The organism is Acidimicrobiales bacterium (assembly GCA_035294085.1).
Lineage (GTDB): Bacteria > Actinomycetota > Acidimicrobiia > Acidimicrobiales > Bog-793 > DATGLP01.
In genome coordinates this window covers 107,916-122,771 of the sequence record DATGLP010000004.1, presented here as the reverse complement: position 1 = coordinate 122,771, position 14,856 = coordinate 107,916, and the positions used below count along the sequence as shown (strand labels likewise).

Annotated in this window: 12 protein-coding genes; 3 read left to right on the top strand and 9 right to left on the bottom strand. The window is 72.4% G+C overall.

The window, feature by feature from the left end:
* The 3 genes from VKV23_01200 to VKV23_01190 all read right to left on the bottom strand — a co-directional run.
* On the bottom strand, positions 1-120 hold a 120-nt coding region (locus VKV23_01200), incomplete at its 3' end, for a sulfatase-like hydrolase/transferase (protein ID HLI14655.1).
* A 55-nt stretch (positions 121-175) separates the two neighbouring features.
* Positions 176-1,138: a carbohydrate ABC transporter permease gene (locus VKV23_01195; protein ID HLI14654.1), complete on the bottom strand. Its 963-nt coding sequence runs from the start codon at positions 1,136-1,138 to the stop codon at positions 176-178.
* Positions 1,139-1,150: 12 nt separating this feature from the next.
* Complete coding sequence (locus VKV23_01190; GenBank protein HLI14653.1) at positions 1,151-2,149, bottom strand: ABC transporter permease subunit; 999 nt, start codon at positions 2,147-2,149, stop codon at positions 1,151-1,153.
* 603 nt (positions 2,150-2,752) lie between these two features.
* On the opposite strand from VKV23_01190, the gene VKV23_01185 reads away from it, so the two are divergent.
* Positions 2,753-4,501 carry a hypothetical protein gene (locus VKV23_01185; protein HLI14652.1) on the top strand — a complete coding sequence of 583 codons (1,749 nt, stop codon included), beginning with the start codon at positions 2,753-2,755 and terminating at the stop codon, positions 4,499-4,501.
* 92 nt (positions 4,502-4,593) lie between these two features.
* Here VKV23_01185 and VKV23_01180 read toward each other — a convergent pair whose 3' ends face one another.
* The 3 genes from VKV23_01180 to VKV23_01170 form a co-directional block, all read right to left on the bottom strand.
* Positions 4,594-5,664: an enolase C-terminal domain-like protein gene (locus VKV23_01180; GenBank protein HLI14651.1), complete on the bottom strand. Its 1,071-nt coding sequence runs from the start codon at positions 5,662-5,664 to the stop codon at positions 4,594-4,596.
* A 61-nt stretch (positions 5,665-5,725) separates the two neighbouring features.
* Positions 5,726-6,931, bottom strand: coding sequence for an anaerobic sulfatase maturase (locus VKV23_01175; protein HLI14650.1), 1,206 nt, complete (start codon positions 6,929-6,931; stop codon positions 5,726-5,728).
* A 122-nt stretch (positions 6,932-7,053) separates the two neighbouring features.
* Positions 7,054-8,412 (bottom strand): sulfatase-like hydrolase/transferase, encoded by a 1,359-nt coding sequence (locus VKV23_01170; GenBank protein ID HLI14649.1) that lies wholly within the window; start codon positions 8,410-8,412, stop codon positions 7,054-7,056.
* Between the two features lie 128 nt (positions 8,413-8,540).
* On the opposite strand from VKV23_01170, the gene VKV23_01165 reads away from it, so the two are divergent.
* Positions 8,541-9,341: an alpha/beta hydrolase gene (locus tag VKV23_01165; GenBank protein ID HLI14648.1), complete on the top strand. Its 801-nt coding sequence runs from the start codon at positions 8,541-8,543 to the stop codon at positions 9,339-9,341.
* 341 nt (positions 9,342-9,682) lie between these two features.
* On the opposite strand, the gene VKV23_01160 is transcribed toward VKV23_01165, so the two are convergent.
* Positions 9,683-10,585 (bottom strand): fumarylacetoacetate hydrolase family protein, encoded by a 903-nt coding sequence (locus VKV23_01160; protein ID HLI14647.1) that lies wholly within the window; start codon positions 10,583-10,585, stop codon positions 9,683-9,685.
* Positions 10,586-10,760: 175 nt separating this feature from the next.
* A complete protein-coding gene (locus tag VKV23_01155; GenBank protein HLI14646.1) occupies positions 10,761-11,081 on the bottom strand; it encodes a hypothetical protein in 321 nt (106 codons plus the stop codon).
* A gap of 638 nt (positions 11,082-11,719) precedes the next feature.
* Here VKV23_01155 and VKV23_01150 point away from each other — a divergent pair.
* Positions 11,720-13,228: an MFS transporter gene (locus VKV23_01150; protein HLI14645.1), complete on the top strand. Its 1,509-nt coding sequence runs from the start codon at positions 11,720-11,722 to the stop codon at positions 13,226-13,228.
* A 103-nt stretch (positions 13,229-13,331) separates the two neighbouring features.
* On the opposite strand, the gene VKV23_01145 is transcribed toward VKV23_01150, so the two are convergent.
* The gene (locus VKV23_01145; protein HLI14644.1) at positions 13,332-14,849 is read right to left on the bottom strand and encodes an alpha/beta fold hydrolase; all 1,518 of its coding nucleotides are present in this window, start codon (positions 14,847-14,849) and stop codon (positions 13,332-13,334) included.
* Positions 14,850-14,856 lie beyond the last annotated feature (7 nt).

Sequence of the window (14,856 nt, the reverse complement as noted above, 5' to 3'; positions counted from 1 at the left end):
GCAGTCCGTCGCCCGCACGCCCTCGGCGGCAACACGGTCCATCGCCGGCGTCGGGATCTTCGTCGCCCCGTAGCAGCCGAGGTCGCCCCAGCCCATGTCGTCCGCGAGGACGACGACCACGTTCGGGCGGGCCGGGGGCGCCGCGCCCGGCGGCTGCGCGCTCGCCACGGCCGTGTCAGCCCTTGAGCGAGCCGACACGGAGCCCCTTCACGAGGTAGCGCTGCGCGTAGGGGTAGATGAGGACCATCGGCAAGGTGCTCACGACGACGAGCGCGTACTTGATGAGCGTCGAGAGTGCCTCGAACTCGTTCGCGTCCTTCGGCGTGAGGTTCGAGATCTGGTCCGGCGAGAGCTGGCCGAGCACGAGGACCTGCTGGAGGACGAGCTGCAGCGGGTACAGGCTCTGGGAGTTGAGGAAGATGAGGGCGTAGAAGTAGCTGTTCCACTGCACGACGCCGTAGATGAGCGCCAGCACGACGAGCATCGGCTTGGAGATCGGCAGGACGATCTTGCGCAGGATCGTGAAGTCCGAGGCGCCGTCCACCTCGGCGGCCTCGACGAGGGCGTCGGGCACCGAGCTCACGAAGAACGACCGGGCGATGATCACCGAGAAGATCGACAGTGCCGTCGGGAGGATCATCGACCAGCGCGTGTTGATCATCCCGAGCGACTTCACGAGGAGGAAGAGCGGGATGATGCCGCCGCTGAACAGGAAGGCGAAGAGCAGGAGGAAGGTGATGAGGCGCTTGCCGACGAACCCCGGGCGCGAGAGCGGGTAGCCGAGCATCACCGAGAGGGTCACCGACAGCGCCGTGCTCGCGGCGGTGTAGATGATGGCGTTGAGGTACGACTGCCAGAACTCGGGGAAGTGGAAGATGGTCTCGTAGGTGAACAGCGTCGGGTGCACCGGCCAGACCCAGACGTTGCCGGAGAGCACGGGGCCGTAGGACGAGAAGCTCGCGGCGACGACGTAGAGGAGGGGGAAGACGATCACGACGACGACGAAGGCCAGGAAGGCGTAGATCCCCGCGAGCGTGACCCGGTCGCCACGCGAGAGCTTCACCGCCGTGGCGCCGGTCGCGCGCCCGGCGCGGCGGCGAGACGCCGTGCGGCCGATCACGGGAAGGCTCGAGAGCATGGCGCGTCCTCCTCAGTACAGGCTCGAGCCCGAGAGGCGCTTGGCCGCCGCGTTGACGATGACGATGAGGACGAGGCTGATCACCGAGTTGAACAGCCCGACGGCCGTCCCGAAGCTGAAGGCGCCCTGCGTCAGCCCGGCCTCGTAGACGTAGGTCGAGATCACCTGGGACGTCGACAGGTTGAGCGAGTTCTGGAGCAGGTAGGCCTTCTCGAAGCCGACGGTGAGGATGTTCCCGAGCGACAGGATCAGGAGCACGATCGCCGTCGGCATGATCGCCGGGAGGTCGACGTTGCGGATCTTCTGGAGGATCGAGGCCCCGTCGATGCGCGCCGCCTCGTAGAGCTCGGGGTCGACCGAGGTGAGGACGCCGAGGTAGATGATCGCCCCGTAGCCGGTCGTCTGCCACACGCCGGACCAGACGTACAGCGATGCGAACGCCGTCGGCGACGCGAGCACGTTCGGGATCGAGTGGAACCCGAGCACGCGCGCCACCTCGGCGACGAGCCCCGTCCCTGGCGCGAGGACGAGCTGCATGATGCCGACGAGGACCGCGACCGAGATGAAGTACGGGAAGAAGGTCACGGTCTGGACGAACTTCTTCACCTTCGGGCTGCGCAGCTCATTGATCGCGAGCGCCAGGATGATCGTGCACGGCGTGCCGACGAGCAGCGAGTACACGCCGACCGAGAGCGTGTTCCGCATCACCGGCCAGAACTCCGGGTTGTCGACCCACGACCGGATCTCCTGCAGCCCGATCCAGGGGCTGTGCCAGATGCCCTGCGTCGGGTTGTAGTTGCGGAACGCGATCTGCGCGCCGAGCAGCGGCTCGTAGTGGAACACGGCGAGGAACGCGAGGGGCGGGAGGACGAGCAGGTACAGCTGCCAGTGGCGCCGTACCTGCCTGAGCGCGCGCCGGGCGCGCGACGGCCGGCGAGGCCGCGAGCCAGGTGCGGCGGGCCCGGCGACCTCGGCGCGCGCCGTCACCGGTCTGCGCGACGTCGAGATCACCACCTCCCCCTCCCTCCGGCCTCGACGCCGGTGCGGTCGCGCGCCGCGGAGCACGGCACCGGCTGGTCACGCCCCCGGCGCCGGGATCGCTCGCCTGGCCCGACGATACATCCGATGACTGTCATGATGGAGCGCTCCTCGAGCGCGTGTCAAACTCCTCGATCCCCCCGCAGCTGCTCCACCGGACAGAGCGCCGGCGCGAGCGCCCCCACGGCGATGCGCCGCGCTGCCCCAGCGTACGCGCGCGACGCGCGGCGCGCTCGGCACCGCCGCCATGCATGCTGACCAGGTATTTCGCACGGCGAGGCGCTGGCCCGACGCCCTCGTGCGCCCACACGACGAACGGCGCTCGCCCCGCAATCGTTCGCCGCAGGTCGCGCCCGGCGCCGGAGCGCACGGTCGGGCATGCGGGGCGGCGCGCCGCGACCGTGCCCGCCGACAGCGCCGGCGCCGGCCGAGGACTTGACAGGGTCGCCGGCGCGGCGCCACACTCATCCGATGTTTCGCGCCTCGTGGACGCGCGGCATCGGCGGACGGGATCCTCGGATCGCTCCACCGCCTCGGCGACGCGGCCACGAGGGCAACTGAGCCAAGGGGGAGCAGATGGGTCTTCGCAGCAAGGCCGCGGCAGCAGCCGCCGTGCTCGCCGTCGCCCTCGTCGGCGGCAACGCCGCGGCGGGCGCCTCGGTGCGGGCGCACACGGCGTCGCCGGTGACGATCTCGATCTTCGGTGGCGCGTCGACGTCGATGGCCAACTTCAACACTAACTGGTACACGCAGTGGGTGAAGTCGACCTTCGGCATCACCTTCAACGCCGACCTGGTCCCGTCGACGACGGTCAGCCAGAAGGAGCCCGTCCTCATGGAGAGCGGCGCCTACCCGGACGCGCTCTTCAACGCCAACATCACCAACGACGAGGCGGAGCTGTGGGGCTCCCAGGGCCTCCTCATCCCGCTCAACGGCCTCATCAAGAAGTACGCGCCGAACGTGTGGCACACGATCCAGACCGATCCCACCTACCGGGAGAAGGTCGTCGGGCCGAACGGCAAGATCTACGCCCTCGGGCCGGTGAACGGCTGCGAGCACTGCCTCGCGCCCTACGACTACTGGATCAACGTCAAGTACCTCCAGCAGTACCACCTCAACCTCCCGAGGACGACCGCCCAGTTCGAGCACGTCCTCGAGGTCTTCAAGGACCACGGCCTCGTCCCCCTCGCCGGCTCCACGACCGGCTACGGGACCTCCATGGTCGTCTTCCTCATGAACTCGTTCGTCCCGCTCCAGCAGAACCCCGTCGAGGTGTCCTCGGCCGGCTCGTCGGGGAGCAACCTCATCGACGTCCAGAACAACAAGACCTACTTCGCGCCGGCGACGAAGGGGTGGGAGCAGGGGCTCGAGTACCTCCACACCCTGTACTCGAAGGGCCTCTTCAGCTCTGACGTCCTCACCCAGCCGAACACGGCGGTGGCGCGTCTCGTCGCCCGCAACGACCTCGGCGTCGCGGCGATCTCGAACATCGCCCAGGACGTGCCGAACTACACGGGCGACCAGCAGTGGGTGATGCTCCCGCCGCTGCGGGGACCTCACGGCGTCCAGTCGATCTCGTTCGAGCCCCAGACGCTCTCGAGCGGGCTCACGATGGCGATCACGAACCACGCCTCGAAGGCCCAGGCGATCGCCCTCATGAAGCTGGTGAACAACATCTTCACCCTCGACGGGAACCAGCGAGCCGACTACGGGCCCCCGGGCGAGTACTGGACGCCGGCGAAGAAGGGCCAGCGCGGCGAGACCGGGCTGCAGGCCCGCTGGAACAACGACACCGGGACCCTCTTCTCGTCGGGGACGCTCCAGAACGGCGGCTGGCAGCAGTTCGGCATCTACGACAACTCCGCCCTCTACCGCAACCTGCAGGCCGCTGCCTCGCCCTACAGCAAGAACGGCCTGAACACGCTCCTCGACCTCGAGGTGGACCTGGCGATGCTCGGGCACCAGCCTCCCCAGGAGTTCCCGGGCTCGAACATCTGGGTGCCGCTCTCGGAGGAGTCGACCTTCAACACCGAGCAGGCGAACATCGACGCCTACGTGAGCGAGTGGCTCGGCTACTTCATCACCGGCTCCAAGTCGCTGCCCCGCGACTGGAACAGCTACCTCGCCGGCCTCAATGCGCTCGGCCTCAAGCAGTACATGCAGATCGCCACGAAGGCGATGGGTGCCCCGATCGACGGTGCTGCCCGCGAGTACCAGCAGAACAAGCGCCAGATCAGCTTCCTGCTGCACTACGGGCACGTCTCGGCCCTGATGAAGAAGTACCTGATCCAGTCAGGGGCGAAGCCCTCGGACTTCGCCCGCTAGTCGCCGCCTCGCTCGCCGGTCCCCGCCGCCCTGCGCCTCGGGCGCAGGGCGGCGGCGCGCGAGACGAGCGGCATCGGGCCGGGTGCACGACCTCAGTCGAGGAACTCCTCGAACCCGAAGCCGGGCAGCGACGGAGCACGCACGAGGCCGTCAGGGCCAACGCCGGGCTCGCGCTCGATGGCCGGGCCGATGACCCGGGACTCGTAGTAGGTGGTGTTCGGGATCGCCATGCACAGGTGCCGGCTGACGGGTCCGCTCTGGTGCACCTCGGCGCGCACGAGGTAGGACTGCGCGAGGTGCGCGATCCGCATCGCCCCGGTCACGCCGCCCTTCAAGGTCGCGCCGGTGCGCACGTAGCTCGCGCACCGCGCCGCGAGGAAGTCGGCGATGTTGAGGTGCGCGCCGGCCGACGTCTCGCCCACGAGCAGCGGCACCCGGACGCGCTCGGCGAGGAGGCGGTAGGCGGTGACGCTGTGCTCGCGCATCGGCTCCTCCAGCCAGACGAACCCCAGGTCGGCGAGCGCGGCCCCGAGGTAGGCGGCGTCGGGGAGGTCGAAGGCCCCCGACGCGTCGTACATGAGCGGCACGCCGTCGCCGAGGCGCGAGCGCAGCCGGGCGCACAGGGCCGCGTCGAGGCGGGCGTCTCCCCTGCCGTGCACCTTGACGGCGCGGTAACCCGCCTCGACGGCCTGGGTGGCGACGCTCAGGTACTCCTCGTCGGTGTCGTAGGTCACGGTGCTGGCGCACGCGGCGATGGCGTCGCGGAAGGCGCCGAGGAGCCGGTGGACCGGCGCGTCGAGCACCTTGCCGGCGAGGTCCCAGAGGGCGACGTCGACGAGCCCGAACAGGTGGCTCGGGATCTGCTCCCGCCGGTCGAGCTCCCACAGACGATGCCAGAGGAGCTCGCGCTGCCACGCGTCCTGGCCGACGAGCTCGTCCCGCAGCCGCCGCTCCACGAGCTCGGCGAGCTGCGCCCCGCGGCGCGTCGGCGCGAGCCCGACGGCACCGTCCGAGCTGCAGATCCGCAGGATCCCGCCGACCGCCGGGCCCTCGGAGCCGGGGAGGCCCGCTCGCCAGCGGAACCGAGGCTCGGGCGGGAGCTCGCGCAGCTCGACCGCGACCTGCTCGATGAGGAGCGGGGCACGGCCGGCGCCGGCCGTCACGCCCGACCCACCTGGGGGCGCACCGCCGGCGAAGGCCGCGCCCGTGCCCGCCCCGCCCGGCTCACCGCCCGTGGCAGCGCTTGGCCTTGCGTCCGCTGCCGCACGGGCACGGCGCGTTCCGGGGGGCGCTGACGAGCACCGAGCGGACGTCGGCAGCGGGCCGCCCGGCGCGCACGAGGTCCGCCATGATCCGCATCGTCGCGTCGACGTGGTGGAAGAAGGCCTTGTAGCCGGCGCACAGGTAGTTGAGGCCCGCCTCCCCCTCCGGCGTCGTCGTGAACCGGTTCTTCGGGCACTCGCCGTTGCACGCGAACCGCACGTCGCATCGCCGGCAGTAGGCGGGCAGGCCGTCGCGCTTGTCGTCGCCGAAGCGTCGCTGCGCTGGAGACGCTACGAGCTCGCGCAGCGGCGTGCGTCTGATGTTCCCGAGCAGGTGCTCGAGATCGACGAAGTGGTCGCAGGAGTACACGTCGCCGTTGTGCTCGAGCGCCACCGCGTAGCCGCAGGTCTCGTCGAAGACGCAGACGCCGGCGGGGAGCCCGAGCCAGGACGCGAGCGCCGCGTCGAAGCTCTGCACGAAGACCTCGCCGACGTCGTGCGCCAGCCACTCGTCGTAGACCGCCGAGAGGAAGCGCCCCCAGCCCGACGGCGTCACCGAGCGCTCGGAGACGCCCGACGCGCCGCCGGGGACGCGCTCGACGATCGGGATGAACTGCAGGAACTGCCCGCCGCACTCGTCGCGCAGGAATCGGTAGACCTCGAGGGCCCGGTCCTCGTTCTCCCGGTGCACGGTGCACAGCAGGTTGTAGCGCACGCCGGCGGCGCGCAGGTGGCGAAGGCCGCGGGCCACCCGCTCGAAGGTCGGCCGCCCGCGCTTGTCGAGGCGGTAGGCGTCGTGGACCGCCGGAGGGCCGTCGATGCTCACCCCGACGAGGAAGTCGTGCTCGGCGAGGAAGGCCGCCCACTCGGCGGTGAGCAGGGTCGCGTTCGTCTGCAGCGTGTGCTCGATGCGCTGGCCCGGACGGGCGAGGGAGCGTGCGAGCTCGACGACCCGGCGGAAGAACGGCAGGCCCATCAGCGTCGGCTCGCCGCCCTGCCACGCGAGGGTGACGACCGGCTCGCGCCGCTCCTCGAGCATCTGGCGCAGGTAGAGCTCGGCGACGTCGTCGCCCATCCGGAACCGTCCACCGGGGTAGAGCGACTCCTTGTCGAGGTAGAAGCAGTACGAGCAGTCGAGGTTGCAGATCGCGCCGGTCGGCTTCGCCATGACGTGGATGGGGCGCGAGGCGGTCGGCGCCGCGGGCCGCACCACCGGCACGTCCGCGCGAGGCGCGGTCGACGGCGCGCCGCGGCGCGTGGGGCCGAGCTCGACCCGGGCGCCGACCGCCGTCACGAGGTGACGGACCGGGCGGCGAGCGGGTCGCCGAGGCGGACCTGCAGCTCGCGCAGCTGCCGCTCGAGGCGCGCCTCGACGTCGGCCAGCTCGTCGCTTCCCGCGAGGTTGTGCAGCTCGAAGGGGTCCTGCTCGAGGTCGAAGAGCTGGCGACGCTCCTCCCCGACGCCGCGGGCCTCGCTGCGGTGGTAGTCGATGAGCTTGTAGCGCTCGTCGCAGACCATGCGCTGCACATCCTTGTACGCCGCGTAGCTGCACTCGTGGCCGTGCGGCCCGGGGCCGAGCAGGCTCGAGCGGCGAGCGCCAGGGGGCGGCTCGATCCCGGCGAGCGCCGCCAGGGTCGCGAAGGTGTCCTGGTGGTTCACGAGCTCGTGGCGGACCGAGCCCGCCTCGACGGCGGGGCCGACCATGACGAGCGGGATGCGCAGGGAGTGCTCGTAGCAGTTCTGCTTGCCGAGCAGGCCGTGGCGACCGAGGGCGAGGCCGTGGTCGGAGGTGTACACGACGTAGGTCGGCCGCGGGTCCCCGCGCTGGTCGGCCGCGGCGACGATCTCGCCGATGCACGCGTCCATGTGCGAGATCATGCCGTAGTAGTCGGCGAGGTGCCGCCGGATGATCTCGGGCGTGCGTGGCCAGGGCGCCAGCAGCTCGTCTCGGATCTCGAGCTCGCCGTTGTCGAACGGGTGCCTCGGCATGACGTCCGGCGTGAGCTCGAGCGAGTCCGGGTCGTACAGGTCCGCGTACTCCTTCGGCGGGGTCCGCGGGTCGTGCGGCGCGGTGAACGCGACGTAGAGGAAGTACGGGTCGTCGCCCTCGTAGTCGCGCAGGAATTTCGTCGCCGCGTCCGTGAAGATCTCGGTGGAGAACCCCCTGCGCACCTCGGCGTCCCGCTCCTCGTAGCGGCCGGTCGGGTCGAACCGCCACATCGGCAGCGCCCACTGGTCGGTGATGCGGCCGAAGAAGAGGGCGTCGCCGCCGTCGAAGCTGCGCGCGTGGGACGCCCTGCCGTTGTGCCACTTCCCGACGGCGTAGGTCCAGTAGCCGGCAGCGGAGAGGAGCTCCGGCAGCGTCGGCGCGTCGTCGGCGATGTCGCAGGTGCCGACGCCGTCGAGAGGATCGACGGAGCGGGTCGCGGCGAAGAGCTCCCGGCCCGTGAGCAGGCAGGCCCTGCTCGGCGCGCAGATGGCGGCGCTCATCCCCGCCTGGCAGCGCGCCGTGGTGAAGCGCGCGCCTCTGGCAGCGAGGCGGTCGATCTCGGGGGTGCGCACCTGCGGGTCGCCGTAGCAGCGGGACGCGTCGGCGCGGTGGTCGTCGGCGATCACCACGATGAGGTTCGGGCGCAGGTCGGAGGTCATGCTCGCCGCATAGACATCTGATGATTACTCTAGTTTCACGGGCGCTTGCGCTGTCAAGGCGTGAAAAGCGGATGAGAGATCCGAGGGGTTCGCCCGGACCCAGCCGCCGACCTCGACGAGGGACCACGATGAGGACCGAGATCTACGAGACGGCGAACGGGAGGCCGCTCGCGATCGAGCTCCACGGCGACGACGCGGCACGCCCGGCGCGACCAGCCATCCTCTTCTTCCACGGCGGCGGCTGGGTCGGCGGCTCGCCGGAGCAGTTCCGGCCCCAGTGCGAGCACCTCGCGAGCCTCGGCTTCCTGGCCGCGACCGCCGCGTACCGCCTCGTCTCGGGCTCGACGACCATCCACGACACCCTGTCGGACGCCCGGTCGGCGATCCGCTGGGCGAGGCGCAACGCCCGGCGTCTCGGCGCCGACCCCGCGCGGCTCGCCGTCGGCGGCGGCTCGGCCGGCGCGCACCTCGCGGCCTGCTGCGCGCTCGCCGACGACGCCGCCGGCGACCCGACGCGCACGGATCGACCCGACGCCCTCGTGCTCTTCAACCCGGTCCTCGACGTCGCCGACCTCGCGCGGCGGGTCGCCCGCGCGCCACGGGGACGCCACGAGGCCCTGCGCGCCGCCCTGCACGCGGCCGCGGCCTGCAGCAGCGAGCTCTCCCCGATCGAGCGCGTGCGGCCGGGGGCACCGCCGACGCTCGTGCTGCACGGCGAGGCGGACGAGCTCGTGCCGGTCGGGCTCGCACGGCGCTTCTGCGCGTCGATGCGGCGTGCCGGCAACGACTGCCAGCTCGTCGAGTACCCGAATGCGCCGCACGGGTTCTTCAACGGTCGCGGGAACCCCCTGCTGCGCGACGCGCTGAACCAGGTGGTCGCCTTCCTCTCCGAGCGGGGCTTCGCGCCCGCGGGGAGCCGACCGGGCTGAACGAACCTCCGACGCGGCGACGCGACCCTGCGGCAGAGCGCCCGCGGTCCCTGGGACGCGACCTTCGAGGGCCGGCTGCGCCGGGCACGAGGTCGCTCGTCGGTGGCGCAGCGGCGGCGTCAGCCGCCCTCGCCTCGCTGCGGCCTCGGCACCCGTGGCGACGATGGCACCGACGAGCGCGTGGCGTTCGCGAGAGCCGCTGACGCCAGCGCACCGGCAGCCGAGCCGGCCCCGGCGTCGGGCGCGGCAGGACCGAGACCGTCCCGACGAGGCTCGAGACGCGCCGGCCGCGACGCGCCGCTTCGTGGCCGCCGAGCGCTCGGGCGCGGGTTCGGCGCTCCTCACACGCCGGGCTCGCCGGCGACGACGAAGCGCGTCCGGAGCTCCCCGAGCTGCGGCGACGTGATGACGGTGACGTCCCCGTGGCGCAGGTACTCGGGCGGCTTGCGCCACAGCCCCACGCCCGAAGCGGTGCCCGAGAAGATGATGTCGCCGGGCAGCAGGCGCATGCCCCGGCTCAGGTAGGAGATGAGCTTGGGGATCGGGTGCACCATGTCGCGAACGCAGAAGCGTTGCTTGAGGACGCCGGACACCCGGAGCTCGACGCTGATCGTCTCGGGGTCCCTGCCGGCAAGCTCGTCGGGCGTGCGGATGTCCGGCCCCATCGGACCGAAGCCGTCGAGCGACTTCCCCTTGAACCACTGGGACATCGTCCCGCCGGCACGCTGCAGGTCCCGGGCGCTGACGTCGTTGGCGAGCGAGTAGCCGAAGACGTGCGACAAGGCCTCGCTCTCGGGGATGTTGCGGCCGCCGATGCCGATGACCACGGCGACCTCGGCCTCCCAGTCGACCTGGGTCGTGACGGCGGGATCGATGACGACGGTTGCGTCGTCGCCGACGAGCACCGTGAAGGGCTTCGTGAAGATCACCGGGCTCTCCGGCAGGCGCGTCTGCTCGGGTCGGTCTCCTTCGTCGAAGTGGGAGCGGTAGTTCACCCCGGCACAGAAGATGTTGCGCGGCGGGTCGGGCAACGGCGCGAGGGCGCGCCAGGTCGAGTCCTGCAGGTTGCACAGCGCCGGCACGCCCTCGGCCCGGGCCTGGACGTCCGCCCAGGCAGCGGGGCCCGCCTCGACGAGGGCGCGCACGGACTGGAAGCCGATCGGGCGAAGCGGGAGGAGGGACCCTCCCTGGCCGACGAGGACCGGCTCGGCCCGTCCTGCGTGGTCGATCGTCATGATGCGCATGGCTTCGTCCTCCGGTCCCTCCACCCGCACGCCGGGCCGACCCGACCGCTCCCCGAGGCCGGCGCGACCACCACAGGGCCGGCCCGCGGGTCTCCCGTGCCATCGGCTCGGTTCCGTCTTCACGGCGCGCTGCAGCGCAGGGCCGAAGCCCGAGGAGCGCGCGACGCGGGCGATGCTAGCGTCGGCCGGCGGCACCCGTGGGCAGGACGGACGAGCTGGACCCGGCGGTCCGCTTCCCGATCGCCGCCGCCGGCGCAGCGCCAATCGCGCGCTCGAGCGCGTCGGCGGACGAGTCGACCGCCTGGCGCCAGTCGGCCGGGATCCCCACGTCACCGACGGAGGCGGGCGGGGCCGCCGCCTCGGCGTCGATCGCGAGGTTCGTGTCGGCGCTCTGCGCCCCGAGCGCGTGGTCGCACCGCCCCGACACGTCGATCGAGACGAGCAGCCTCGGCGCGACGCGCTCGCCGGTGCTGCCCGCCTGGCGAGCGCTCAGCAAAGCCTCGATCCGTGACCTCGCGCCGCGCGCCGAGCACGGCGATGAGGAGTCCGGGCGTGCGTGTCCGATCCGGAGCAGGCAGGGTCCGCGAGCAGCTCGAGCGCGCCCGCTCCCCTGCCTTGGCCACGGCTGCACGACAGGAGGTGTTCGATCTCGAGGTCGACGCGGCTGCGCCGGAGCCACCCGTCGGAACCGAGCTCCACCGCCTCCGGCACCGGGACCTACTGACGAGCGCGGCGATCCGCGCCGACGCCCCCTCGCCGCCGCGAGCACGCGGATCCCGTGCCGGGCGTCGCACGCCCGGGACGCCCGGCAGGCTGCGCGGCGTCCGACGCGGCCGCCCGCCCCGGCGCATCCGTCACGCGACCGCCCCGGTCGAGGGCCCCGAGAGGCACCTCCCGCGCACCGTCGCCCGCGGTCCCTCCTGGCGCTGGCGCCAGCGGCACGCACGCGCGCCCGGTGGGAGCCGCGGAGCACCGAGCGAACGTGGGGACGACGGCGCGCGAGGCAATGGGCTAGAAAGAGTGCGAGGTGCCCGATCACGCCGTCACGGGGGGCCAGCGGTCCGGCGCGTCCGCGTGGACCGCGCTCGGCAGCGCGCGCGGGCGTCGGCGCCTGCGCCCGGCCCCGGCGCGGCGGTGATCGAACCGCCGCCGCACGACGCGCACGGCGCGCCGGCTCGCACGACGATCCCCTCGACCCGAGCCGCCGGCTCGGGCGCGCCGGACGAGCCCGAGCCGCCCCTCGCGGCTCAGGGGCCCGGCGAGGCCCACACCCCGGGCCGCGAGGTCCTCGGGCGAAGCGCCCGCTGGCGGCTGTTCGCGCTCGTCTCCGTGGCGCTCTTCATGGCCTCGATGGACGGCACGATCGTGGCCACCGCGCTCCCAACCCTCCGCCACTCCCTGCATGCCTCGGTCGACGTCGCCGGGTGGACGCTCACCGTCTACATGCTCGGCCAGACGATGACGATGCCGGTCGCCGGGCGCGTGAGCGACCTGCTCGGCCGAAAGCGCGTCTTCCTGTCGAGCGTCGCCCTGTTCACGGCCGCATCGCTCGCGTGCGGCCTCGCGGTCGACATCTACCTGCTCATCGGGCTCCGGTTCGTGCAGTCGCTCGGCGGCGGCGCGATCATGCCCTCGGCGACCGGGATCATCGCGGACCGCTTCGGAGAGGGCCGCGACCGCGCGATCGCCCTGTTCTCGAGCATCCTGCCGCTCGGCGTTCTCATCGGGCCGATCGTCGGCGGCCTGGTCGTCTCCTACGCGTCCTGGCGCGAGATCTTCTTCATCAACGTGCCGATCGGCATCGGCCTCGTCGCGCTCTCCGCGCGCCGGCTGCCACGGATCGAGCCCCTCCGGCGCGCGCGGCCCGACCTGCCCGGAGCGCTCCTCCTCGGCGCGCTCCTCCTCGCGGCGATGGTCGCGGTCACGACGCTCGGGAGCGGATCGACGAGCCCGTGGTCGGCACCGTTCCTCCTCCCCCTCGCGCTCGCCGGGGGGCTCGCCGTCGCGTTCGTGCGGCGGTCCGGCCACGTCTCGGTCCCGATCCTCCCGCTACGGCTCCTCGCCGCCCAGGAGTTCCGCTTCCTGAACGTGATCAACCTGGCGTGGGGCCTCTGCGCGCTCGGCGTGTCCACGATGATCCCCCTCTACGCGGAGGACCGCTACGGCTTCGACCCGCTGCGCGCCGGAACGCTGCTCACCACCCGGGCGGTCGGGATGCTCGCGACCTCCGTCCTCGCCGCCGTCGCGCTGCGGCGCACCGGCTACCGCGTGCCGATCGCCCTCAGCATGGCGGTCCAGGCTGCGGGCCTGCTGCTCGTCGCTTCCCGCCCGATGCTCGGCTCCACCTACGGGTGGCTCGCGCTCGGCACGGCGGTCATGGGTCTCGGCGTCGGCGTGGGGAACCCGGCGCTCACCAACGCCGGTCTCTCCCTCGCCCCCAAGGACGCGGCGGCCATCACCGGCCTTCGCGGCATGTTCCGGCAGTCCGGCGGCATCCTCGCCATCTCGATCATCACGGCGCTCGTCGCGCGCCAGGGTGGGAACGGGATCGCCTTCGCCCGCATGTTCCTGGTCTTCGCGGCCGTCTCGCTCCTCGTGGTCCCGCTCGTCCTCAAGGTCCCGAACGGCAAGGGCATGTGGTGACCGGCCCCGCCGTCTCGCCCGCGAGGCGCGGCTGCCTGGCGGCGGACGCCGCGCCACGTGCCGCCGGCGAGCCGCCCGCGAGCACAGACGACGCGGCCGACGGTCAGCGCGGCCGAGCTCGGCGCGGGGCAGCCGAGACGAGCGCGCGGCGAACACGACCGGCCATCGTGGCGTTGAACCTGCCTGGCTCGTCGACGAAGGGCTCATGGCCCGAGTGCTCGAACCACACCAGCTCCTTCGCCGGCGCTCGGATCGCGTCGAAGTAGGCCGCGCTCGTGGTCGCCGGGACCCAGGGATCGTGGCGGCCGCAGAGGAGGAAGACCGGCACGTCCAGGGCGGGGACCAGCTCGACGAGGTTGAGGCGCGAGACCTCCTGCCACATCGCCTCCATCGAGAAGCGGAAGCCTCGCCAGGCGCGCGGCAGCTCGGCGAGCGACAGCTCCTCGGCCCCGAGGACGGCGCGTCCGATCCCCCACAGCGTGCGCGGCCGCAAGCCGCCTGCGAGGCGCAGCGACCAGGCGCGCTCGACGAACACGGCGTCGGCGCCGTAGGGCGGCGGCCCGATCGCCCGGAGCTTGGCCTCCGCCCGCCGGCGGCCGCGGCGCTTGGCTTCGGCCAGTGCCAGCCGGTAGGAGGCGGACTCTGCTGCCGGCCAGTCGCCGATCTGCCCGCAGCCCACGTAGGCGGAGACCTTGCCCGGAGCGCGCGCCGCGTAGAGCACGCCGAGGGCTGAGCCCCACGAGTGGCCGAAGATGGCGACCTTCGGTGCGCCGAGGCGGTCGCGCACCCTGTCGACCAGCTCGTCGAGATCGGCGAGGAGCTGCTCGACCGTCATCGACGACCGGTCCACGGTTCGGTCGTAGGACCTGCCGGCTCCCCGCTGGTCCCAGTAGACGGCGGTGTAGGTGTCCTCGAGGGGCGCATTGAAGCGGCGGAAGAGCCACGTCTCGCTCCACCCAGGCCCGCCGTGCAGGAAGAGCAGCGGTGGGTTCGCGGCGTCCCTGCCGTGGATCGCCACCCACTGGTCGCGCCCACCCAGCCGGTGGTACGCAGCCTCGGCGATGCTGCCGGGCCGCGCCTCGGCCGCGGGGGTCCGAGGCCACCGTCCCCTGCGGATGCCACGCGAGACGACGCTCGCCGCGCTCGGCGACGGCGCGCGCCCCGCCGGGCGGACGGCGATGTCCGACCCCCGCCCTTCGAGCAGCGACTTCAGGCTCCCCCAGGTCCGACGCTCCTGGCGATCGCCGAGGCGAGCGACGAGTGGGTCGAGGAGCCGCAGCGAGCCGCTCGGACGCACCTCCCAGGACCAGCTCAGTCGGGTCCGGCGGCCGTCGCGCTCGAAGCGAAGCTCACCATCGGCTCGCATGCCCGGCGCGAACGAGCGTGAGGCGAGCCGATGGGGCCGGCGGTAGGCGGTGAGCTCGACCATCAGTGGAACGCGGCGCCCGAGGAGGCGCAACGTGGCCCGGAAGCGGCTGCCCTCGCCGATGGGCTCGTCGGTCTCCAGAGAGCAGGAGGTCATCCGGGGGTTGAAGCGCGGCTCGTTGCGGACATCGGCCACGAAGTCGAACACCTCGACCCGGTCGCGCTCGATGACGACCTCCCCGCAGACGTGGGCCATGGCAGGC